Genomic DNA, 21,870 nt, shown 5'->3' with positions numbered 1-21,870 from the left:
TTATTCGATGGGAGCGCTGGTCAGGCTGTGAACTCTGGCCAACTTTTTCAAAATCCTTGTCAGCTGTTTGCGCTCGGCTTCGGTGAGTGGCGTAAAGTACTCGTCATCATTTTGATCCGCAAGGGCAGCCAGCCGGGGAACGAGTTCCTGCGCTTCGGCGGTCAGTCGGATGTCCTGGTAGCGTCGATCAATCGTGGATTCGGTGCGCCCGATATAGCCTTTCTGCAAAAGGCGCTCCAGGAGTTTGGAAACAGCTCCCCGGGAAAGGCCGGTGAGGTCGGCGACCTGGCTGGGTGTCGTCAGACCAGCCTCACCGTACATCTCCCGCATCACAACCCATTCAGCCACCGTCACGCCGGTTGATTCCAGCTTCCTTGCAAACGCCTGCGAGACATTGTTCGAAACCAGCCTCATCCAGAATCCAATATGCGACTGCAATGGACTCACCGTTCTGCCCTTTGCCATGCCCGCCCTCCTCTGCTGCCGACATTAGTTTAATCGGAAATAGTTGTCTAGGAAATTATTAGTCAGACTGAAACGTTGTTATATCAACGGGTTATAGTGGAGGATTCTGAAAAATGTCAGTGTTCGCCATCCGATTCCGCCATTTTCTGGAGAACTATGGCGATGGTTGCGGCATCGACTCTCGCGGCCTTCATCAACTTTTCTGCTTGTGCGAAATCATCCGAGTCGATGGCTTCAAAGAAGTCGTCCACCTTGTCGATTTCCGCGAGTTTCTCAAGAACAAGGGATCCTTCGAAAAATGTGTCGTCCATGGATGTACTCCTTATCATTCCTGCTTCGTTCCACGTGTTGGACCTTTCCTTCCCGCACCTGCGGCGCTATAACTGAATAGCTGAAACCGGCAATGGTTCGAAAAGGATGATGCCTGCCATGACAAACAGATGGAAACTGGTCGATCAATTGAAAGGTGCCACACGTCTTGCTGTGGAGGCCACCCATAGTATTACCAGCCTCGTGGAAACGATGCATCATACAATTGGGGGCGGGCCGGCGCTGGTTGGACAGCCTCTGGGAGCGGTCACAAAGCTGCTGACCGCGCCGACCTATGGAGCGATTCGCGGTGTGACCGGCATGGTTGGATGCGGATTGGAACGCGTTGCTTCCGAATGTGAACCCTTCCTGAGCACACCAGGTGCCGAGCGGGGCGTGTTTCTCGCGGCACTCAATGGCGTTCTTGGGGATTACCTGGTTGAAACGAACAACCCTTTGGCTATCGAGATGCGTTTGTGTCACAACGGGAGGCCGCTGCGCCTCGAACGGGAAGCCCTGGAAGCGAGCTTTCCTCAAGGGGGACGGCCCTTGATCCTATTGCATGGATCCTCGCTCGATGAAGGCAGCTGGCTTCGAAAAAATCATGATCATGGTGTGGCGCTGGCGGCCGAGCTCGGTCTTATCCCGATCTATCTGCGCTACAACAGTGGTCTGCATATTTCGCAAAATGGACTGGCGTTCGCCATACTCCTGGAACGCTTGCATGAAGCATGGCCTGGGCCCATGGAGGATATTCTGTTCGTGGGCCACAGCATGGGCGGACTGATCGCGCGGAGCGCGTGTCTTGCGGCGGAAGCGAAGGGCATTCCGTGGCGTCAGAAACTGCGCGCGCTGGTCACCCTCGGCACGCCACATCACGGAGCACCGATGGAGCGCCTGGGGAACTGGGTGGATACGCTGCTCGGCATCAGTCGGTACAGTGCTCCCTTGGCCCAACTCGGTAAAATACGGAGCGCGGGTGTTACCGATCTGCGTTACGGCAATGTCCTCGATTCGCATTGGCAGGATCGCGATCGTTTCGCGCGCGGCGGTGATCCCCGAACAGCCGTGCGTCTGCCAGCTGGTGTCGCGTGCTTCGCCGTGGCTGCGAGTCGGAGTCTGGACACATCGCGACCTCTTGCCGGTGATGGCATCGTCCCGGTTGCCAGTGCTTTGGGGCAGCATGGGAACCCGGAATTCGACCTGGCCTTCGCAGCGGATCAGCAGTGGGTGGCCATGGGAACTTCGCATCTTGGTCTGCTCAGCAGCCGGGCGGTCCATGAACAAATCCACGCCTGGCTGAAACCGATCCTCCGTCTTTCCGAATCTCGTTAAACAAGCAGCCTCATGGTGTCATGCAGGGTCCTGATCAAGCGCATGATAATTTTTCTGTAGTGCCGACCGTCTTTTTGCGCAGTGGAAACTTTGGCTTTCTATTGGATAGACTCCACGCATAACTCCTCATCGGGTTATGTCCTCTCTCTCTATTTATCAATAAATACGCCACGGTTGGGGGCGAGTATGCCAAACTTCTTCAGCGATCTTCTGAGTTCCGATTCGTTCATGCCCCATGGACATTGTTACCTCTGGCAGGCGAACATCCTGTGGACCCATGTTATTTCCGATGCCATCATCGGCCTGGCCTATGCCACGATCCCGTTCGCCCTCATCTATCTCGTCCGCAAGCGCAAGGATCTCGCGTTCAATTGGATCTTCGTCATGTTTGGAATCTTCATCCTCGCCTGCGGCGCCACTCATGTGATGAATATCTGGACGGTATGGGATCCGGTCTATCGTCTGACAGCCGTCGTCAAAGCCATCACTGCAGCCGCATCCATAGGAACGGCCGTCGCCCTTTGGCCCTTGATTCCTCGTGTTCTGGTGCTTCCCAGCCCCTCGCAGCTAAGAAAGGCCAACGAAAGCCTTCACCTGGAGATCGTGGAAAGGAAGAAGGCGGAGGAGGCGCTGGAGGAGAGGAATCGAGCCTTGATCGAAGCCGAAAAACTCAAAAGCGAGTTTGTAGCCAACGTCTCCCATGAACTCCGAACGCCCCTGACTCTGATCCTGGCGCCCATCGAGTCGCTGCTGAACAGCCCGGAGTCCAGAAATTTGCCGGAAAGAAGTCTCAATTCCCTGGCGACCATACATGGCAATGCCATACGCCTTCTGCAGATGGTGAACAGTCTGCTGGATTTCTCCAAGCTTGAAGCCAATAAAATGGAGGTCAAGCGTGAACCGACAGATATCGCGAAGGTCACCCGGGCGATCCTTGCCGATTTTGAACCGATCATGGCCGTCAAAGGCATCCAGGGACAATTCACAAGTCACGAGCCATCCCTTATCGTGGACATGGATCGTCACCTTTACGAACGGATCCTCTTCAACCTTCTCTCCAATGCGGTGAAGTTCACGGATGAAAAGGGTTCCATCTCCGTGGACCTGGCCCACAAGGGCGACCGCCTCGAACTGAAAGTGGCCGATACCGGGATCGGTATTTCCGAAGAGGATCAGCAGCATCTCTTCCAAAAGTTCAGGCAGCTCGAAGGATCCGCCGACCGGCGCTATGAAGGAACCGGTCTTGGATTGGCCCTTGTCAAAAACTTCAGTGAGTTGCTGGGAGGTCATGTTTCGGTCCAAAGTCGTCCGGGGGAAGGCAGTGTCTTCAGCGTCAATCTTCTTGCTCCAGCGGCCGATGCGAAGGCCCTCATCCGTTCTGATTCCCAGCATGCTCCCATGTTTCACGCCGCGCTCCCCAGGGTTGAGCCGATGCATCGAGGCGAGCAGGCTCAGGTTAATGGTGCCCTTCCCAAGGTGCTCATTGCGGAGGACAATAGCGAGCTGTCCACTTATATCAGCTCGGCGATTCAGGATATCTGTCAGACGAAAACAGCCGTCCATGGAGACGAGGCCCTGGCCATTCTCAAGGACTGGCAGCCGGACCTTATTATTTCCGATGTCATGATGCCGGAAAGAGATGGCCTTAGCCTCTGTCGGGCCATAAAAAGTAACGAGGGGACACTGCACATCCCCGTTGTTCTTCTCACGGCCTTGACGCATCGAGAAGCACTGATTCGGGGATGGGAAGCCGGTGCCGATGAATACCTGTTCAAACCTTTTCATCCTACCGAATTGATTACCCGGGTCAAAACCCTGCTGGAGGGAGCCGCATCCCGCAAGGAATCGGAAGGACATCGGCTGGCTCTGGTCAGGGAAAGTGCCGCGCGTGAAGAGGCGGAAAAGAATGTCCAAAGGCTCGAAAAGATCGAAGTTGAATTACGGCGCATCAACAGGCTCAAGGATGAGTTTCTGGCGATGATTTCCCATGAGCTGCGAACACCCATGAATGCCATACTCGGCTGGTGCGAACTCCTGGTGGAACAGCAGGTCGACGAAGCGGAATACCACGAAATATTCAAAATCCTGTACCGCAGCGCCAAAGCCCAGGCCAGGATCATTGATGACGTCCTTGATATGTCCAATATCATAACGGGGAAAATGCAACTTCACATTGAACCCGTGCGGTTGTCCGCGATCATCGCGGAAACAGTGGACTCCATGCGCCTCGCGGCTCAGACCAGGAAACTCAGCTTGGAGATGGCCCTGGATCATGCAGCGGGTCTGGTGGGTGGCGATCCGGATCGGCTGCGGCAGGTGGTCTGGAATCTTCTGTCCAATGCCATCAAATTCAGTCGAAACGGGGGTGTTATCCAGATCGTTCTGGAAAAACAGGAATCCAAAGTAGTGCTGACTGTTGCCGATCAGGGCGAAGGCATCGATCCCGAGTTTCAGCCCCATGTCTTTGAACGGTTTCTGCAGGAGGACTCAAGCCTGACTCGAAAGTTTGGAGGGCTGGGCCTCGGCCTCTCCATCGTCAAATACATTGTTGAGTCGCACGGCGGCAGCATTGAGGTGCAGAGCCCGGGCAAAGGTTTCGGGACCACTTTCAGGGTTGTGCTTCCCGTATTGGCCGTCGGCGAAGTGGTGGAAGAGAAGAGTAAAGGCAATTCCATCGCGCTGGTGAACAGTTCAGAGGAAAAGTCGTCCCATCAGCAGGTGCTGTGAAGTGGTCCCGGCGCGTCGCGAGCCGGGAGCGCAACATCATCGTTATTTGGCGTGATAGAGTACAGCATCGAATTCAATCGGCCGGTGATTCGGTGTGGAACCGTTCAGATGATCGCTGGCGCGTCCCATCTGAATGCCGACGTCATGATCCTTGATGCGATCATAAACATTGGTATGAAGCCTGGGTATCCTTTGACCACCACAGTTCAAACCGGCGACGTCCTCGGGCTTGCCAGCCTGCCAGTTGCGAATGCCACAAAGTTCATAGGCATTGAAGTTGTCCGCCACGCCTTCGCTCAGCGGCGTCAGACGTATGGTCGTGAAGCTGTAGTCGATGAACCCCAGGGTTTCGTCGAGATGATAGGGTCCTTCGAAGACGAAATCATAGGCCGGTGCGAGGCACTCACTGTCCCCAAAGACAGTCTGCACCTGCTTCAGCGTGTCGCCATCAAATGCCATATCTTTATATGCCGATAAGCCTTCGACCTGCAGGCATTCACTGCCATACAGCCCCTGAATGGCTGCATGTGCATCAGTCCCCATCCAGAGCAGGGCTGCTGTGAAAACCGTGGATTTCATGGTCCCGGATCCTCCTTGCCTCATGTTGGTGTGAACAGCTGTGACGGCGAGAATAGGGAATACCGTCGCCATTGGTCAACACAAAATCATGCATGACTCCGGCAAAGAGCCGCGTGTCCGAGGCTCGGGCAGAAGGAATGGGGATTTTTCAGGGGCTTGGACGGCTGAAAAGTTTTTCGCGCAGGGCCTGCAGCTTAAAGAACTGTCGCTGCATGCTCCGTTCATCTGTCAGACTTTGGGCGTCATCAAGGCTTAACCAACGCAGGTCATGCGACTCTTCGCTAATCACAAGGGGCAGACCCGGGTCCAGACTGCAGAGAAAACGCACGTCAAAGTGAAAATGCTGAGGGTCCTGCTTCCGCGCCGGAATCAGGTGAATGTCGATATCAAAGGGCAGGGGCTCTTCCATGGCTGGCATGCCCCACAGCGTTTCGTAGGAGAAAAGTCGAACTTCGCTGCGACCGGATTCCTCCTGCGCCTCCCGCAGAGCGGAATATGGGATATCGCTGTCGCTATCCACGTGGCCGCCGAGCTGCAGCCACTTGTTAAGCTTGGCGTGCAGAGTCAGAAGAACCTTTTCGCAGTGGGGATCGGTGACCAGAGCCGAGGCGGTGATATGACCTTCGACACAGCTGCGTTCCAGGCAGTGAGGCTCCCGTCGCACAAAATCCCGCAGGCGATTTAAGTTGCCGAGTTCTTCACCGGCATCAAAGGTGGACCAGGCAAGGACCCCGCGTGCCCAGGTCTGCTCGTATGCATCCAGCAGTTCGAGAAGTTTGTGTCGATGCATCGCGTGGTCCCTTGCTCTTAAAGACGGAAATCGGCGGCAAACAGGAAAGTTTGTTCGCTCAGAAGGTAGAGGTCAGCGCGCAGGTCAATGGCGGGATCCACCGCGAAAGCTCCGCCCAACCGGATATTCAGACGATTGTCGCGTTCCACGTCATCGTTCGCCGAACCAAAGTCGATCTCGCCATCGGAGAAGAGATAGGCTTCGAGTCCACCATAGAGCGAGGCCCGGCTGATGCGATGCGCGAAGAGTCCACCGATCTTGATTTCGGTCATCGTGAGATCAAGATCGATGTTACGGCCCACAAAGTCCTCCTGGAAGGAGTAGCGATCATGGGTGAGCGCGAAGGTTCCCATCAGGGTGTTGGCGCCCCATTGTTTGAAATTGAATTGACCATCCACGAAAAGACGAAGACCGCTGCCATCTTCAGCACGGGCTTCATCCCCCAGTTCACCATCCAAAACAATACCCACGCCAGCGCCGAGAGCGAAGTTAGGGGACAGGGCGGCCTTATATCCCCCCATCAGCTGGGTTGTCTCAACATTAAAGTCGGCCGTCGTTTCATAGTCGGTATCTTGGAGGAGGAGACCACCCGTCAAGCGTCCGCCGCTCGAGACGCCGGTCACGCTGGTGTAAGCTGAAGCCTGGCCTGTCGCCAGCATAAGACAGAATGCGGAAGCTAGATAAGAAATGCGCACAGGATACTCCGAAAAAAGGCTGCAAGATACGTGAGCAACTCACAGCCTTTCCTCTTATCCTCAGTCTATATATTTTTCAAATATATAATCAGTGGCTTTGGCTTGAGCGTTGTGGCATTCGTAGCAGCCTTTGACCACATCCACCGCTTTTCTTTTGCCTTTTGCGTCATACACACCATACGCCCAGCCCCCGGTGGCCGAGGCTTTCGGAGTTTTCACCATGACGGCGTCCATGATTTTTGCACCTTGAGTGGACGCGCCACCTTCGTTTTTGACTTCATAGAACGACACGACGAAAGCCGATCCATCCGGATAGGGGCCGTTGCCCGCCTTCAACGTGGTCAACGCTTTCTTGTTGGCGTAAATATTATGAAAACCATAAAGTCCGTGTGATTTGTCAGGAATGACCATCGATTTGGTATGAGTCCACATGCGAAAGCCTTTGGGCAAAACAGCAAATTCAGCCGCAAAAGCCAATCCTGCCGAACAAAGAATACTCATTACACCAAGCGTCGCCAGAGCTGTCTTCATGACAAACCTTTCGGTAAATAGAAATGATGCGGGTATTAATGAGCATTGTACCGAAAGGAGCGGCGCCGGGGTCAAGAAAAATCGGGGTGCCGGGCCGCGAGTTTTCGGGCTTTACTTGCAAAGCGCTCAATGAATGGACAACGCTGACATAAATCCTCCCGCCGTTCGCCGCGGGCAAAGCCTTGGCGGATGGATTCAGCGCGCGGACTCTGCAGGATTTCCGTCAGACTTTGCCTGGCGATATTGCCGAGGTTGATCACGGCTTCCTTATCCAGACAACAGGGAACGACCGTGCCATCGGCATGAACTCCAAAATGATTGGAAAGACCGTGGCAGAATCCGGTTCGGGACAGTGGGGGCAGCGAGGGCGAAGGCCAGGTGAAGCGCGAATCGAAATGCAGGTAGATGCGACCCTGCAGAGGCAAATTCTTGCGCCGTCTGATATCGACTTTCAATTGCGAAAGGTCGAGGTGAAATTCCTCTTCGATATGCTGGCGAATGGCGGCGTTGGTCGCGTTGAGGCTGGACGGATCGGTGAGATCCCAAAGCCTGAGATTGATGTAAAGGTCCGGGCGTTGCGCCAGCGCCTCGCGGGTGAATTGAAAAACACGCTCCATATAAGGACCCACATCGCGCAAACCGAAATTCGCCTCAAAACTATGCACCGAAATATTCACCTGCCGCACGATCGGATGCAGAGCCCATTCCTTGCGCGGACCCTGCAAAAGAAGACCATTGGTGGTTAAATTCACCGGCAGCTGATGCCTGGCACAAGCCGCTATGAATTCTGAAAAACGCGGATGATTCAAGGGTTCACCCATGAGGTGCAAACAGACTTCATCCACCAAAGGTGCCAGCTGCGCAGCCAGTTGATCAAAGGTTTCCGGTCGCATGACCTGTTTTTCCCGTTCGACTTCCGGGCAGAAACTGCATTTCAGATTGCAGATGTTGCTGATTTCCACGTTGGCTCGTCGATAGGTTTTCGGCATCTTTTCAACCAGAGCTATGGGTCCATGAAGAGATGGACACTATTACGGATCGTTCGCCCTCGCAACTGCGCCATTAAAGCCGAAAATGTCCTCCATGGTTTCTCCATAGTCCTTGCCTAAAGTCTTTCCAAACTACTGAAACAGGAGTTCTCATGATGCCTCGAATCAGCCGTCTTGCGATCCTGCTGCTCCCCCTGGCCTGTTCCCCCAAGGATGAGAGTGAGAGTCAAACCCCCAGCGCCAACGCCCAGGGGCCGGCTCTGACTGAGGAGCTGACCTACTACGCCGACATCAAGCCGATCCTGGAACAAAACTGCGTCAATTGCCATAGGGTCGGTGGCATTGCGCCCTTCAGTCTCGAGGATACGAACACGGCCCTGCGTCTGCACAAGGCGATCGCCCATGCCACACAGACCCGAGCCATGCCGCCCTGGTTGGCCGGCCCTGGCTGTCAGGACTATGCGAATGATCGGTCCCTTTCGGAGGAGGCCATTCAAGCCCTCGGCGCCTGGTCCGCGGCCGGCGCGCCGGCGGGTGATCCGGTCGATTATGTGGCGCCACCGCCGCAGCCGGAGCAACTGAGTCGCGTGGATCGCGAGCTGATGCCGCTCGAATCGTATGTTCCCAAACCCAGGACCAATGACTATCGCTGCTTTATCATCGACTGGCCGGACACCAGCACGCAGTACATCACGGGTGCCGGCGTGCAGCCCGGTCAGCCGGAGATCGTCCATCATGTGATCGCCTATCGTGTGCCGCCGCAGCTGCTCGGCGCTGTGAAAGCCATGGATGAGGCTAAAGCCGGGCCGGGTTACACATGCTTTGGTGGGCCGTTGGAAGGCGGAAAAAACCTGCCGCAAATCGCCCATTGGGCTCCGGGCAGCATGGGACGTGATCTGCCGGCCGGCACCGGTTTGAAAGTGGAACCGGGCTCCAAAATCGTGATGCAGGTTCATTACCATACCGAACATGGGACGAACCCGGCCGATCGCTCGAAGCTTCTTTTGAAACTCGATGCCAGCGTGGACAAGGAAGCGTTTGTGGTGCCGTTTACCAATTCGGATTGGGTGAACAATCACACCATGCTGATACCGGCCGGACAGAACAATGTGATCCATGCCTATGGCGCGCCCTTCACCCAATACGCGGCCTCGTTCACGGGCGGGCAGCTTTCGGCTTCGGCACCGCTGAAAATTTATTCCAGTGCGCTGCATATGCACCTTCTGGGGCAGAGCACGCGTTTGCATGTGGAACGCAAGGACGGGGCCCGCGGCTGCCTTCTGGATATTCCGCGCTGGGATTTTCACTGGCAGAGCAGCTATGTGCTGAAAGAGACCATGACGGTGAACCCCGGTGATCGCCTGAACCTCGAATGCCGCTTCAATAATCCGGGCCCCAAGGATGTGAATTGGGGGGAAGGCACCGAGGATGAAATGTGCATAGGCTTTGTCTATGTGAGCCCATGATCCGCCGGCGGACGCTGCGTCCGCCACATGGATGAACGCGGTCTATTCGTAACGCAGGGCATCAATCGGGTTCAATTGGGCCGCCTTGCGGGCCGGATAGATTCCAAAGATGACGCCGACACTTGCAGAAAAGACAAAGGCCAGCGTTACCGATGAGGCGGTGATGCTGGTATTCCAGCCGGAAACTGCGGAGAGCGTGGTGGTGATCAGCACGGCCAGGGCAATGCCGGACACGCCACCGACCAGACTCACCACCACCGATTCGATCAGAAACTGCCAAAGGATATCCGCCCGGCGCGCGCCGATGGCTTTGCGCAGACCAATTTCGCGCGTGCGTTCGGTGACGGAGACCAGCATGATGTTCATGATGCCGATCCCGCCGACAAGAAGCGAGATCGAGGCAATCACCGACAGAAGAAGGGTCATGATACGCGTGCTCTCACTCAGGGCATTTTGAATTTCGGCCATATTGCGAATGCTGAAGGCCTCATCCTGCCTGGTGGGCGGCACCCGCTTGCGCCTGGTCATGAGTTCCTCGGTGCGCTCCTCAACGCTGTCCATCGCCTCGGTGCTTTCCACTTCGATCTCGATGTAGTCCACGTAATCCTTGCCGAGGAGGCGATGCATTGCAGTTTCCACCGGCATCAGAATCTGATCATCCTGATCCCGAAAACCGGAGGCGCCTTTTTCCGGCAAAAGACCGATGACCTGAAAATTCACCTTGTTGATCTTGATCAACTCGCCGATCGGGTTCCGGCCTTCGAAGAGCTCCCGCACCAGGGTGCGGCCAATCACAGCCACCCGCGCGCGCTTTTGATTTTCCTCTTCCGTGAACATGCGGCCCACATCGGGAACCATGGAATGCATGCGGGCATAGGAAGGCGTGGATCCAATCAGGGATGTCGACCAGTTTTTGTTGCCGAAGGTCACCTGACCACGGCCGTTGACGTTGGGAACGGCCTCCCGCACACCGGGGATCCGCTGTTCAATGACATCCGCATCCTCCACGGTAAAGCGGGTCACGGCCCCGGCCTCCGACCGGGCTCCACCCGGACCACGTGAAGCGCCGGAGCGGAGCACGAGCAGATTGGAACCCAGGGAGGAGAGTTGCCTTTCAATGGCGGACTGCGCGCCCTTGCCCAGGGCCAGCATCGCCACCACCGCCGCGACACCGATCATGATGCCCAGCATGGAAAGACTCGTGCGCACCTTGTTGGCGGCGAGCGTGCTGGTGCCCTGAACAAAATGCTGCCAGATGTGGCTCAGACCGGAACCACCTTTTTGTGCGGCCTCACTCAAGGTCGGCGGATTTTGAGGCTTGGGCAGAGGGGCCAGACGTTCATCGGATTGAATTTCCCCGTCGCGCATGCGAATGAGGCGTCGGGCCTGTTGTCCGATCTCGTCCTCGTGGGTGACCATGATCACGGTGATGCCTCGCTCATTCATCTCGCGCAGCAGAGCCATGATCTCTTTTTCACTTTTGGAGTCGAGGTTTCCGGTTGGTTCATCGGCCAGAACCATCAGGGGTTTGTTGATCATCGAACGGGCGATGGCCACACGCTGCTGTTGACCCCCGGACAATTCATTGGGTCGATGCTCCTTGCGCGTGCCGAGACCCACGGCGTCGAGAACATCATGGGCCCGCTCGGCCTGGAGTTTCCCTTCAGAATAGAAAAGGGGCAGGGCCACATTCTGAGCCGCGGTCATGCGCGGCAGCAGGTTGAACTGCTGAAAAATAAAACCGAGCACCCTGCGGCGTAAAACGGCCAGGTCATCCTCGTTCAGCTGCGCAACCTCACGGCCATGGACCAGATAGGATCCTGACTCGGGCACATCCAAAAGACCCATGATATGCATCAGAGTGGATTTGCCGGAACCCGAGGGACCCATGATGGCGACAAAGTCACCGCTTTCGATCGTGACGGAAACATTGCGAAGCGCATAAACCGTACTATCGCCCATGCGATAACTTTTGTTGATATTCCGCAGCTCGAGCATGCTCTTATCGGCCTCCTCTGGAACCGCGCGGTCGGCGCGACGGCATGAAAGGATTGCCACCGGCCGCCGCCCCGTTGCCCAGCGTCAGGTTTTCAATCAGGATCGTGGCGCCTTCTTCAAGGCCTTCCACAAGTTCCGTCTGCTTGCCATCGGTCACACCGATTTTAATCGGCTGTTCGATGGGCGGCAGGCTTTGGTCGGGATTGGGCCGCAGCACGGCGGGTTTGCCGTCCATGAACTTGATGGCCTCGCTCGGAATGGTGAGAACATCCTTCTTTTCCGAAACGAGAAAGGTGACGTTGGCTGTCATCCCGCTGCGCATGAACTCCGGAGTTTTATTCGGCAGCACATCCACGGTATAGGTCGTGACATTGTTCACGGTCTTGGCATCGTAGGCGAGTTTTTCCACCTTGCCGGGAATTTCCTCACGGGGGTAGGCGTCCAGCACAACGGTTGCGGTCTGGCCTTTTTTAATCTGGGCCAGATCGGTTTCATCCACCTGGGCCTTGATGGTCAAACGGTTCGACATCGAGAATACCGAGTCCACGTTGGAAAAGGTCTGACCGGCTTCCACATTGCGCAGGATGATGGTGCCGTTGATGGGAGCCATGATCGGAGTGGGACGATAGATATCCTCCCAGCGTTTGACTTCAGCGGCGCCTTTTGCACGGGCGGCATCGAGCAAGGCCGCCCGTTCGGTGGAACTCATCCAGGCGAGGATCTGGCCCTTTCTCACTTCGTCGCCCTCATTCACCAGAACCTGTTCGACCCGACCGGCGATCGGCGGTTTGATTTCGAGGCGATTTTCCGGCTGCACAATGCCGGTGCTCAGAATGGTAATCTGCAGCGTATCGCGGGTGACCGTGGCCTCGGTATAGGTCACCGGAGGCAGGCTTTTCTTTTTCTTATAGTAGTACCAGCCTCCACCGCCGAGCAAAAGAGCGACACCCAGAAGAATCCAAAGTTTCAGACGGGATTTTGACTTGGCTTGATTCACTGCAGTGCTCCTCTTCCCTGCGCTTGTTCCCATGCGGCTTCCGCGGTCACCCGATTGCCCTGACTGGACAGCACCGCGCGCTGGCGATTGATCAAATCACTTTCAATCAAATCCCAGTCATCGAAGGTGGTCAGGCCATTGTTGTACTTGCTCCGAGCGATTTCCGCACGCAGCGTGACGGCATCTTCAAAACTTTCATCCACTTTCAGGCGTTCACTGGATTCCAGGAGAGTCACATGCGCCTGACGCAGGCGGGCCACGATATCACGTTCCGCATTTTCCCGTGTGAGGCCGGCGGCCGTCAATCGATTGATCGCAGCCTGCCGCGTATAGTAATCGCTGCCGCCTGAGAAGAGCGGAACGGTCAGCACCACACTGAGCGACCAGGCTTCATTCTCAGGGAAAAAGTGATCATCCGTGCGGCCGATGCTGCCGCGCAGACCAAGCTCGGGATAAAAGCCGGCCCGGGCGAGGGAGAGATCCGCGGTCGCGGTTTGCTCCTGCGCCTGGCTCAATTTGAATTCGGGCGTGTTGCGGGCGAGGGCCGTGAAATCCACCCGGCCGGGAATGGCGCTGAGGGGCACATCACCCCGAAGTTCGTAGCTGCTGTCATCGGCACGACCCAGCACCTTGTTCAAACGGGAGCGGGCCACGTTGAGATTATCGCGGGCCTGCATCTCTTCAAAACGCGCCTGTTTCAAATAGGCTTCGGACAGGCGCACGGAACCCTTGTTTTCCTGGCCCGCGGCGAAACGCAATTCAACGAGTCGCAGGTTTTCCTCGCGGCGCTTGATAATATCCTGATAAAGGCGGAGCGACCTCTGCGCCTGCATCATGCCCGACCAGGCTGTTTTCAGATCATAGCTGAGGCGCGCTTTCAGAATTTGAATCTGGTGCTCGCTTTCGCGAACCCGTGATTCCGCCTGCCCGACCCGCGACTGCGTGGCAAAACCATCAAAAATGGTTTCACTGGCTTCGATCGAGGCTCCATAACTGTCGGTCGCACGGGCCTGCAAATCCTGGTACGTGGTGGGTTCGAAGGTGCGGCTGGTGATTTCACGACCCTCCAGTCCGGCTGAGAATGATGCTGAAATCCGTGGCAGATAGCCGGCGCGCGCGACCTGGACATTCGCCTGAGCACTCTTCACATTTTCCTGAGCGGCCTTCAGCTCCGCATTGTTGCGACTGGCTTCCGTTACAGCCGCTTGCCAGGTCAGCGAGTTCGGAGCGGACTGCGCGGATGAGAAAGAAATAAGAATGCCATGGAGGATGAGCCAGATGCCGAGACCTTGCAGGACTTTGGTTCGGAGGCCGGGATTGAGCTGATGTTCCATTGGAATGTCTTTCTGGGCTGATACTGTTCTACTACGGATTTACCGTAAACATCGGCGAAAGGCTAGAGGCTGGCGCTCGGGATTACGCGATTGACGAAAAAATGTCAGCGGGAGGGCGGGGGACAGGCGCCCTGCAGGGCGCCTCGGGATTGAGTTTGATCGGAAATCAGCCGGCCCATTTTCTAAAGACGACACAGCTGTTCACGTCACCAAATCCAAAACTGGACTTGGCCGCCACCTGAATCGCTTTGTTAAGAGCTTCATGAGGAATGCTACCTGCGATCTTTTCAATATCGGGATGCAGATCCTCGCTATTGAGCGAAGGATGGATAAATCCTTCATGCATCTGCAGAATCGTGGCGATGCACTCCACGGCTCCGGCTGCACCGAGAGCGTGACCGATCATGGACTTGGTCGAGTTGATCACAGGGAAGCGTTCTGCCGGCAGTTCCAGGGCGGAAAGCCAGTTGCCCACTTCCAAAGGATCCGCGCCGGTGGCCGTCAGGTGTCCGTTGATATAATCCAGTTCCTCGGATTGGATTCCGGCATCCATCATGGCATCCCGAATACAGCGACGCACGCTATAGGGACTTGGCGCCGTCATGCTTCCACCCCGACGCATGCCGCCACAGTTGAGAGCGGAGCCCAGAACCTCGGCATAAATGCGTGCGCCACGAGCCTGTGCGGTTTCCAAAGCCTCGACCACCAGCACACCGCCGCCGCTGCCAGGAATGAAACCCTTGGCTGTGGCACTCAGAGGACGCGAGGCGGCCGTGGGCTTGTCATTGCTATTGCGATTCAAAACGCGCATGGCATCGAAACCGGCCCAAATATAAGGATGCGCGCCTTCCGCTCCACCCACCATCATGCGATCGGCCAGACCATCACGAATGCGCTGCACGCCCATGATCAGGGCTTCCGTTCCGGTACTGCAGGCGCTGCTGTTGGTCGTCACCTGATTGCCAAGCGCAAAGAGTCCACCAAAGCGGGCACTCACCGAACTGGCCATGATCTGTTCAATAATGGTGCTGCCGAGGCGTCGAACCTGACCCTGACTGGTCTGAGGAATGACTTTTTCGGCCAGGGTATCCACACCGCCAATGCCGGTTCCCACGATGGCGCCGGTATCCTCGTGCACGTGATCGGAACCAAACTGCGGCAAATCCAGTCCAGCATCCTTCCAGGCATCCACACCGGCAATGCAGGCAAAGGTCATGGCCGTGTTCATGGCCAGCAGCTCATCCGGACTGAAGTAGGATGTCTTGATTTCATCGATATTTTGCGGCACGCCGGCCACCTGACAACCGAATTTGAGTTGCTCCAGTTCCGGCAGGTGACGCAGACCGGACTGACCCTGGCGCAAGGCCTGGCTGAAGTTTTTCAAACCATGACCGTTGGGCGCGACCACGCCCATTCCCGTAACAACAACGCGTCTTTTGCTCATTGTTTTTTCACTCCCATACCGGACAGAGTTCCGCGAGCGATCAGCTCACCCTGTTCGTTATAAAGTTCCGCCTGCGATCGAATCTTCCGAAAACGCCAGCTCTGCTTGGTGCCGCGAACCTGAACCTTTTCACCCGCATGCACGGGCTTGAAAAATTCCATTTCCACGTCGGTGAACAGAGTCACATATTCGGACGGATTCAGACCTTTTCCGTTCTGAGCGTCCACATCAATCAAATGCAAACCCATGGCGACGACCACGGTCTGGGCCACGGTTTCGATCAGAATGGTTTCGGGGACCACATTTTCCTTTTGATAAAAGGGCAGCCCCGGATCAAAGGTATATTCCCCGACGATGTTCTGGGCATCCAGATCGACAATGCGATCCAGGAACCGAAACGGATACTGCTGGGGCACCATTTCCAAAATGGTTTGTTTGATGTCAACCGTCATGCCGGAAACTCCTCTTAACGAACCAGAATACCGCCGCGCGAGTTGGCTGAAGGCAGCGGATAATCGGGATAACTGATGCCAGTAAAGCTGCCGACACGGGCACCTTTGATATTGTAAATAGGCTGATCATCGACCAGCACGCGCGCATCACCCACAGCGATGGCTGCGCCTTTGCCTTTCAAAATGGAAAGGCGGCGAATGGTCACTTCATAACGCACGAGCTTATCGTGCGGGCGAATCTGGCCCAGGAATTCCACGCTTTCGCAGCCCAGCGCGCGACCGCTGCCGAGACCGCCGTTGGCAAAGCAGTAAAACCCAATCAATTGCCATACTGCATCAAGACCAAGGCAGCCCGGCTGTACAGGATCACCTTTAAAGTGACATTGAAAATACCAGGCATCCAGCTGCACATCCTGTTCGGCAATAATGGAACCAGAGGAACCATTGCGAGTCAATTCCACGATGCGATCAAACATCAGAAAGGGAGGTGCTGGAATGCGGCCAAATTCCGGAATCGGGGTATCTTCCACAAGCAGACCATTGGCATGGGCGATCAATTCCTGCTTGTTGAATGAGGTGCGTTCAAGAAATTCTGCGTAAAGCATGGGAAACTTCCTTCGGTGATTGGGACTCCTTCTCTTACATATCCTTTGTTAGCTCAGCCTCCAACTGTAATGTTGCACGTGCGCCGCTCTTGCGAAAAGTTTACACAAGGACTAGGATTTTTTCGTTTGTATTTGAGAGTAGAATCGAACTGATTCTTCGCGCTTTCACCTATTTCAGCAAGGCATATTATGTCACAAAGGCAACTGACACCCTTTGAAAGTTGGGTGATCGATCAAAAAGGAACCGAGCGGCCCTTTACTGGTCTTTATGTGAACACCACAGCACCTGGCGTGTATCATTGCAAAAAATGCGGGGCTGCGCTCTACCGGAGCGACGATAAATTTCATTCCGAATGCGGTTGGCCGAGCTTTGATGACGAAATCCCTGGCGCGGTGGAACGCAAAACCGACGCCGATGGCCGGAGGACCGAAATTCTTTGCAAAAACTGCGGGGCTCACCTGGGCCATGTCTTCCAGGGTGAGCGTTTGACTGATAAAAATACCCGGCACTGCGTGAACAGCGTCTCCCTGGAATTTGAACCGACCAAGGTCCCTGGCGTCCGTAGCGTGGTCCTGGCTTCGGGCTGCTTCTGGGGAACGGAATACTATCTGGGACGCATCCCAGGCGTTTTAAAAACGCAGGTAGGGTACAGCGGGGGGCATGTGGAGAACCCCAGCTACAAACAGGTTTGCAGCGGCACCACAGGCCATGTCGAGGCCACGGAAGTGACCTACGATCCGGTTCAGGTGGATCTGGCGGAGATTCTGCGGGTGTTCTTTGAAACGCATGATTTCTCGCAGACTGATGGACAGGGGCCGGATATTGGGCCCCAGTATTTATCCGTTTTGTTTTATGAGAATGAGGAAGAGAAAAAACTTGCAGAGGAGTTGATCGAACAGCTCAAAGCCCGGGGCATGAAGGTGGCGACGGAATTGAGGCCGCGTACAAAATTCTGGCCCGCAGAGGATTATCACCAGCATTATTATGAACGCAAAGGTGATATTCCCTACTGCCATCGTTATCGGCAACTTTTTCCGCGATCCTAAAGGCCTTCTGCCGTGCGCCAAGGGCCTATCGCGGTGGTGACGGGCCCGGCATTCACACCCTGATGAGCACCAGCGGGAATGTTGGGTCGTACTCCGTTACTGTTCAAAGTCGCGTCGATGATTTTCAGATTCTGACCACAGGCTGTGGCGATATCCTTGTCCATAAACTCATAAGCAAAGAGTCCGCTGTGGCAAGCCTTGCAGGGCTGCAGCGCGGTGGCCACGGCCCGAAAACTTTCCGGCGCCTTGCACTCCCGGTAATTGGGAATGCCGTCCAGCAAAGCATCTGGCAAAGGTTCGAGCGCGGAGAAACGCATTTTGATCGAAGCCCCGGCGCTGATGTTGTCAAAAGTCACCGTCGTCAAGCCTGCCAGGGGCACCGTGCGGGCCTTGGGAATTTTCAGGTTGATGTTCGCTCCGATCGGATACTGCGTTTCCTTGGTTCCATCCATCAGAACCAGCACGGGACGATACAGAACAAAGCCGGTATTGGCTGGTGTTTTGATCGCCACATTGCTGAGAGTGATGGAAGCAGGAGCCGCACCGGCGGCGGCATTGACGGTCACGGTCGCGGTCAGCGTGGCTCCGGTTAGAGCCGGTTTTGCCGTGGCCAGATCAAAGCTCACGGGACCGGCGGCGACCGTCATCGCCGTCGTGGTCGGACCAGCCGGAATGATGTCATCACCCGGCGTGGAAGGGTCCTGCGTATTATCGTTCGGAGACGTCGGGCTCTTTGTGCCATCGGCACGATTTCCCCCGGTTGTCTCCTGTTGTCCCGCACCCACAGCCGTGGGTGGCTGTGAGCGCGAGACTTTGGGTGCTTCTTCTGCACAACTGCTGAGCACGAGGCCTGCGATAAGCAGACATGACAAGGGAACGTGCCGCATGATGCTATCCTTTCATCCGAATCAGGCTTTGATGATCGCCGTGTGAGGGTTCCCACCGAAGCCTTGCACCACCGATGCGGGGGCCTTGGCCAGGGCTGCAAGAAGACCCCACATGCCGTTGATGCCTGGAGATCCTGCCGGCAGACCGACGTTGGCATCAACCTTACCGGTCGTGCCGAGTTTCACGTTCGGGCCGATGACCGTGGCGGAGGTTACCGACGCATGATCGGAACCAGGCAAGGAACGGGCAAAGTCACCAAAGATGACGACAGTTACGTTACTGTCTGCTTTCACCATGCGATCGGTGAACACTTTCAGACCAGGCAGGATTTCCTGCGTAAATCTCTGACGGGCACGCTGTCCCGAGGTATCACCATGAGTATCCCAACCATTGGAGACTGCCGTCACCACGTTGGCACCGGAACGAACCATCAACTCAGCGGCTGCGAATTTCGACATCATGCTGGTCACAGCTGTTCCCGTGAGGTTATAAGCTGTCATGAGTTCCTGGGCATTGAACGGTTGCGATGGTTTGGACAAAGTGTCAAAAGCCGCTTTATAACCGTTGGTCATGCTGGCCAGCGACGCAGGGTTACCCTTCAGACGCTGCAGAGACATCATTTCAGCTGCTGTAATGCCTTTGGCTGCGAATTCACGCTTGGGCATGGTTGGATCCACAGCCCCACCACCGAGAGCATCAATCGTGGATTTCATATCGCTGATCTGCTGCAGTGAGGTTCCACCGACAGCCGTTTGCGGACCAGGCGCCATTTCCGCACCGACGTTGGCGGCTTTGATGGAACCACTTCCGCCCATGCCGGCCGCCAGTGACAGGACCGGATTGAGGTTATTGACTGTAAATTGTGCGGTTCTCGCCCCACCGTGAGCGGCGATACCGTGAGCCACACCGATCGTGGCCATGTTTGCTTTCGCAAAGGCACCGAGAGTGGCGAGGCTGTTATCGACCACCAGGCCGCCGCCGAGGTCCAGCATGTTGGCGTTGGTTACACCGAAGGTGCCGGCGCCGCTGAATGAGTCAGCCGAGGTGAAGATAGCGTTGTAACCACCTGACAGGTAGACCACCAGGACAGCCGATTGCGTTGCGGTTTGCGCCAGCGCCTCGGAAGTCAGGATACCAGGGACGAAACCGCCGAGAGCGACAGCACCTGTGGTACCGGCTGTCAGCTTGATAAGGTCGCGACGTGAAATATTGCTCTTGGACTTGCTCATGTTCTGTGCTCCTTAGTAAGCGAGAAAGCCGGCAGCCGTTAATACCGATGCCAGGGTATAAGCCCAGCGTGCCTTGATATCTGTTTCCGCCGCGGTTTCAACCAGGGCCACCTTTTTACAGGCACTCACTTCCTCAGGACTTGGCAAACGATTCCAGGCCTGACGGGCAACGGCTGTACAGTTCGCCGTTGCGGTTTCCTCGGTGGGCGCCGCCGCGTATTTGCTGTCGGTGCCGGCCAGGGTGAGAGCCGCTTCGTAAGCCACGCGGTAACTTGTGAACAGGGTCACAGCGCTGGCCTGGGTATCCGTATACCAACGGTCAGGAGCAGCGGCAAAGGTTGCGGCGTTGGCTGTCAGAGATGCAGGAATAGCGCCTGCCACGCGCATGTATTCGCCGGACAGAGCCGTATAGGGTTTGACACGATAACGATCACCATCCTTCGCCACTTCAGTCTGGCGACCGGCGACCAGGTTAACATTGCCAAAACCTTTATAAGCACGGCCGTCCGTCAAGGAGCAGGTCAGCATTGTGCTGGCGCTAGGATCCTTGCCATCAGGATTGGTGTCCGTCGGTCCGTTGGGTACGCTTCCCACCGTGGGTGAGGAACGATGTTTCGGGGCTTTGCCGCAAGCCACCAGACTTGCTGCCAGGATCATCAAAAGGCCTATCGTACTTTTCATGGTTCATCTCCTTATTGGCAGAAGCTTGGGTCTTTGGCTACAGTCGCCAGAGCGGACTGAATCATGCCTGATGCATTGAGCGACTCCACGCATTTATCAAATACGGCGGATTCGCAGGCGTTTTCTTCACGACCATAGAGGTATTTGAAAACGGTGCGGCAGGCATTGAAAGCAAACTGCTCGGAGTTGACCATGGCGTCCACGAGTTCCTTGTCATCTTTGAGCATCAGGCCGCCGAGAACCTCCTTGGCTTGACCGTCGGTGGGCGTGAAGGTCACGTTGTTCCCCTGACGCTGCACACGGGTGAGGATCTGCGCGGTCTTATCCAGCGCGTACCAGCCATCGAAGTGACAACCTTTACAGGCCGGAGATGCACGACCGGCGGCGGACACGTCCGCACCCGGAGCGTTGGTGGTGGCCACCAGCTGCAGACCGACCACGTTGTTGAGCAGGCGATAGGCTGAGTTCAGTTTCAGACCGGTCAGCTCATTCCCGGCATAACGCTCAAGCCAGGCCTGGCTGCGGAAATAGCCGAGACCGTTGGGATCCGGCTGCACGTTGACAGTCCGGTTATTGTTATTGCCCGTGGCGACGATGTTATAGGCTCCGTTAAAGAGCTCCTTCCACGGCTTGTTATTTTGCAGGATGTACTTGCCCAGGTGATAGGCGCCGTCTTCTTCTGATGTGGCACCAGGAGCGTCGTTCATCACACTGTTAATAAAACGGGCGAATCGTTCCTGAAAGATCGGATCGGCGATCAATGTATCCACCTGCGATTGAGGATCCGCGCTTTGCAGCAGCGCATCGCTGGGGGACGTGCCGAGAAAGGATACGGAAAGACGGGTCGCGCAGCGAACGCCTTTTCCCGGATCGGCATCATTCTGAGCCTGAGCCTGCGTGCCGATCTCCAGGTTGGTGAGCACGCCGGCCGCAATTGCAAGCACCGCTCCCGCTCCTAGGACCGTTTTCTTGATGTGAGTCGACATTCCAAATCTCCTGATGCTCTGAAGGGTTGTGCAAGCTCGCCTGTGCATTGCATATGCCAGGAATCAAGGGATTCAGAATTTCAATAAAAACCGCATGGTGGACGACTCCGGGTTTGAGGCAGGAGGTCGAAGTTTCGTCAGTCCGAATCGAGATTTCTGATTTCCTTTTTGATCGCACTGTCTTGCAGCCAGGACCTTGCTTTTTGAATTCTGCCGACAAGTCAGAATCCGGGACGATCGCACATAAAGGTCAGCCAAGTTCGGGTCTTGCCTGGCCGCCGGAGGCCCAAAATGGTTTCCGTTTTCAAACTCTGACCGCGGGG

At 55.9% G+C, this 21,870-nt stretch carries 21 protein-coding genes; 4 read left to right on the top strand and 17 right to left on the bottom strand.

The features are described 5' to 3' along the window. Positions 1 to 465 (bottom strand): MarR family winged helix-turn-helix transcriptional regulator, encoded by a 465-nt coding sequence (locus OLTU_RS19675; protein ID WP_141734472.1) that lies wholly within the window; start codon positions 463 to 465, stop codon positions 1 to 3. A 116-nt stretch (positions 466 to 581) separates the two neighbouring features. Then, entirely contained in the window at positions 582 to 776 is a 195-nt protein-coding gene (locus OLTU_RS19670; RefSeq protein WP_218110143.1) for a hypothetical protein, read from the bottom strand. A gap of 118 nt (positions 777 to 894) precedes the next feature. On the opposite strand from OLTU_RS19670, the gene OLTU_RS19665 reads away from it, so the two are divergent. Both OLTU_RS19665 and OLTU_RS19660 read left to right on the top strand, forming a co-directional pair. Next, entirely contained in the window at positions 895 to 2,109 is a 1,215-nt protein-coding gene (locus OLTU_RS19665; protein ID WP_141734470.1) for an esterase/lipase family protein, read from the top strand. A 186-nt stretch (positions 2,110 to 2,295) separates the two neighbouring features. Then, the gene (locus OLTU_RS19660) at positions 2,296 to 4,836 is read left to right on the top strand and encodes an ATP-binding response regulator (protein WP_141734469.1); all 2,541 of its coding nucleotides are present in this window, start codon (positions 2,296 to 2,298) and stop codon (positions 4,834 to 4,836) included. 42 nt (positions 4,837 to 4,878) lie between these two features. On the opposite strand, the gene OLTU_RS19655 is transcribed toward OLTU_RS19660, so the two are convergent. From OLTU_RS19655 to OLTU_RS19635, 5 genes are all read right to left on the bottom strand, one after another. After that, a complete protein-coding gene (locus OLTU_RS19655) occupies positions 4,879 to 5,415 on the bottom strand; it encodes a hypothetical protein (RefSeq protein ID WP_141734468.1) in 537 nt (178 codons plus the stop codon). Positions 5,416 to 5,563: 148 nt separating this feature from the next. Further along, entirely contained in the window at positions 5,564 to 6,205 is a 642-nt protein-coding gene (locus OLTU_RS19650; RefSeq protein WP_141734467.1) for an NUDIX hydrolase, read from the bottom strand. A 17-nt stretch (positions 6,206 to 6,222) separates the two neighbouring features. Further along, positions 6,223 to 6,900, bottom strand: a complete 678-nt coding sequence (locus OLTU_RS19645) for a hypothetical protein (RefSeq protein ID WP_141734466.1) — start codon at positions 6,898 to 6,900, stop codon at positions 6,223 to 6,225. 60 nt (positions 6,901 to 6,960) lie between these two features. After that, complete coding sequence (locus OLTU_RS19640) at positions 6,961 to 7,431, bottom strand: cytochrome P460 family protein (RefSeq protein WP_141734465.1); 471 nt, start codon at positions 7,429 to 7,431, stop codon at positions 6,961 to 6,963. A 71-nt stretch (positions 7,432 to 7,502) separates the two neighbouring features. Continuing rightward, positions 7,503 to 8,420 carry a radical SAM/SPASM domain-containing protein gene (locus OLTU_RS19635; RefSeq protein WP_141734464.1) on the bottom strand — a complete coding sequence of 306 codons (918 nt, stop codon included), beginning with the start codon at positions 8,418 to 8,420 and terminating at the stop codon, positions 7,503 to 7,505. 152 nt (positions 8,421 to 8,572) lie between these two features. Here OLTU_RS19635 and OLTU_RS19630 point away from each other — a divergent pair, with 152 nt between their 5' ends. After that, a complete protein-coding gene (locus OLTU_RS19630) occupies positions 8,573 to 9,886 on the top strand; it encodes a monooxygenase (protein ID WP_141734463.1) in 1,314 nt (437 codons plus the stop codon). A 42-nt stretch (positions 9,887 to 9,928) separates the two neighbouring features. Here the strand turns inward: OLTU_RS19630 and OLTU_RS19625 are convergent, their stop codons facing one another. The 6 genes from OLTU_RS19625 to fabA form a co-directional block, all read right to left on the bottom strand. Beyond that, a complete protein-coding gene (locus OLTU_RS19625) occupies positions 9,929 to 11,944 on the bottom strand; it encodes an ABC transporter permease (RefSeq protein ID WP_218110142.1) in 2,016 nt (671 codons plus the stop codon). Then, complete coding sequence (locus OLTU_RS19620; RefSeq protein ID WP_218110141.1) at positions 11,889 to 12,881, bottom strand: efflux RND transporter periplasmic adaptor subunit; 993 nt, start codon at positions 12,879 to 12,881, stop codon at positions 11,889 to 11,891. Before OLTU_RS19620 ends, OLTU_RS19625 begins: the two co-directional genes overlap by 56 nt. Continuing rightward, positions 12,878 to 14,215: a TolC family protein gene (locus tag OLTU_RS19615; protein WP_141734460.1), complete on the bottom strand. Its 1,338-nt coding sequence runs from the start codon at positions 14,213 to 14,215 to the stop codon at positions 12,878 to 12,880. Before OLTU_RS19615 ends, OLTU_RS19620 begins: the two co-directional genes overlap by 4 nt. 166 nt (positions 14,216 to 14,381) lie before the next feature. Further along, positions 14,382 to 15,659: a beta-ketoacyl-[acyl-carrier-protein] synthase family protein gene (locus OLTU_RS19610; protein ID WP_141734459.1), complete on the bottom strand. Its 1,278-nt coding sequence runs from the start codon at positions 15,657 to 15,659 to the stop codon at positions 14,382 to 14,384. Beyond that, positions 15,656 to 16,111 (bottom strand): 3-hydroxyacyl-ACP dehydratase FabZ family protein, encoded by a 456-nt coding sequence (locus OLTU_RS19605; RefSeq protein WP_141734458.1) that lies wholly within the window; start codon positions 16,109 to 16,111, stop codon positions 15,656 to 15,658. The genes OLTU_RS19610 and OLTU_RS19605 overlap by 4 nt, the downstream gene beginning before the upstream one ends. A 14-nt stretch (positions 16,112 to 16,125) precedes the next feature. Beyond that, positions 16,126 to 16,716: a bifunctional 3-hydroxydecanoyl-ACP dehydratase/trans-2-decenoyl-ACP isomerase gene (gene fabA / locus OLTU_RS19600; RefSeq protein ID WP_141734457.1), complete on the bottom strand. Its 591-nt coding sequence runs from the start codon at positions 16,714 to 16,716 to the stop codon at positions 16,126 to 16,128. Positions 16,717 to 16,905: 189 nt separating this feature from the next. On the opposite strand from fabA, the gene OLTU_RS19595 reads away from it, so the two are divergent. Next, a complete protein-coding gene (locus tag OLTU_RS19595; RefSeq protein ID WP_141734456.1) occupies positions 16,906 to 17,763 on the top strand; it encodes a bifunctional methionine sulfoxide reductase B/A protein in 858 nt (285 codons plus the stop codon). On the opposite strand, the gene OLTU_RS19590 is transcribed toward OLTU_RS19595, so the two are convergent. The 4 genes from OLTU_RS19590 to OLTU_RS19575 are packed head-to-tail and all read right to left on the bottom strand — an operon-like array spanning position 17,760 to position 21,547. Next, entirely contained in the window at positions 17,760 to 18,650 is an 891-nt protein-coding gene (locus OLTU_RS19590; RefSeq protein WP_141734455.1) for a hypothetical protein, read from the bottom strand. The two genes, OLTU_RS19595 and OLTU_RS19590, sit on opposite strands and share 4 nt — an antisense overlap. A gap of 21 nt (positions 18,651 to 18,671) precedes the next feature. Next, the gene (locus OLTU_RS19585; protein WP_141736823.1) at positions 18,672 to 19,880 is read right to left on the bottom strand and encodes a DUF1501 domain-containing protein; all 1,209 of its coding nucleotides are present in this window, start codon (positions 19,878 to 19,880) and stop codon (positions 18,672 to 18,674) included. A gap of 12 nt (positions 19,881 to 19,892) precedes the next feature. Beyond that, positions 19,893 to 20,561 carry a hypothetical protein gene (locus OLTU_RS19580; RefSeq protein ID WP_141734454.1) on the bottom strand — a complete coding sequence of 223 codons (669 nt, stop codon included), beginning with the start codon at positions 20,559 to 20,561 and terminating at the stop codon, positions 19,893 to 19,895. Positions 20,562 to 20,572: 11 nt separating this feature from the next. After that, a complete protein-coding gene (locus OLTU_RS19575; RefSeq protein WP_141734453.1) occupies positions 20,573 to 21,547 on the bottom strand; it encodes a hypothetical protein in 975 nt (324 codons plus the stop codon). Between the last annotated feature and the right edge of the window lie 323 nt (positions 21,548 to 21,870).

The organism is Oligoflexus tunisiensis, assembly GCF_001748245.1.
Classification (GTDB): domain Bacteria; phylum Bdellovibrionota_B; class Oligoflexia; order Oligoflexales; family Oligoflexaceae; genus Oligoflexus; species Oligoflexus tunisiensis.
The sequence above is the reverse complement of the archived record's forward strand: the minus strand, read 5'-3'. Positions and strand labels throughout refer to the sequence as shown.

Bases quoted from the DNA above. Each gene is read 5' to 3' on its own strand.
- OLTU_RS19675 (WP_141734472.1), bottom strand. From the start codon at position 465: ATGGCAAAGGGCAGAACGGTGAGTCCATTGCAGTCGCATATTGGATTC.
- OLTU_RS19670 (WP_218110143.1), bottom strand. From the start codon at position 776: ATGGACGACACATTTTTCGAAGGATCCCTTGTTCTTGAGAAACTCGCG.
- OLTU_RS19665 (WP_141734470.1), top strand. From the start codon at position 895: ATGACAAACAGATGGAAACTGGTCGATCAATTGAAAGGTGCCACACGT.
- OLTU_RS19660 (WP_141734469.1), top strand. From the start codon at position 2,296: ATGCCAAACTTCTTCAGCGATCTTCTGAGTTCCGATTCGTTCATGCCC.
- OLTU_RS19655 (WP_141734468.1), bottom strand. From the start codon at position 5,415: ATGAAATCCACGGTTTTCACAGCAGCCCTGCTCTGGATGGGGACTGAT.
- OLTU_RS19650 (WP_141734467.1), bottom strand. From the start codon at position 6,205: ATGCATCGACACAAACTTCTCGAACTGCTGGATGCATACGAGCAGACC.
- OLTU_RS19640 (WP_141734465.1), bottom strand. From the start codon at position 7,431: ATGAAGACAGCTCTGGCGACGCTTGGTGTAATGAGTATTCTTTGTTCG.
- OLTU_RS19635 (WP_141734464.1), bottom strand. From the start codon at position 8,420: ATGCCGAAAACCTATCGACGAGCCAACGTGGAAATCAGCAACATCTGC.
- OLTU_RS19630 (WP_141734463.1), top strand. From the start codon at position 8,573: ATGATGCCTCGAATCAGCCGTCTTGCGATCCTGCTGCTCCCCCTGGCC.
- OLTU_RS19615 (WP_141734460.1), bottom strand. From the start codon at position 14,215: ATGGAACATCAGCTCAATCCCGGCCTCCGAACCAAAGTCCTGCAAGGT.
- OLTU_RS19610 (WP_141734459.1), bottom strand. From the start codon at position 15,659: ATGAGCAAAAGACGCGTTGTTGTTACGGGAATGGGCGTGGTCGCGCCC.
- OLTU_RS19605 (WP_141734458.1), bottom strand. From the start codon at position 16,111: ATGACGGTTGACATCAAACAAACCATTTTGGAAATGGTGCCCCAGCAG.
- fabA (WP_141734457.1), bottom strand. From the start codon at position 16,716: ATGCTTTACGCAGAATTTCTTGAACGCACCTCATTCAACAAGCAGGAA.
- OLTU_RS19595 (WP_141734456.1), top strand. From the start codon at position 16,906: ATGTCACAAAGGCAACTGACACCCTTTGAAAGTTGGGTGATCGATCAA.
- OLTU_RS19590 (WP_141734455.1), bottom strand. From the start codon at position 18,650: ATGCGGCACGTTCCCTTGTCATGTCTGCTTATCGCAGGCCTCGTGCTC.
- OLTU_RS19585 (WP_141736823.1), bottom strand. From the start codon at position 19,880: ATGAGCAAGTCCAAGAGCAATATTTCACGTCGCGACCTTATCAAGCTG.
- OLTU_RS19580 (WP_141734454.1), bottom strand. From the start codon at position 20,561: ATGAAAAGTACGATAGGCCTTTTGATGATCCTGGCAGCAAGTCTGGTG.
- OLTU_RS19575 (WP_141734453.1), bottom strand. From the start codon at position 21,547: ATGTCGACTCACATCAAGAAAACGGTCCTAGGAGCGGGAGCGGTGCTT.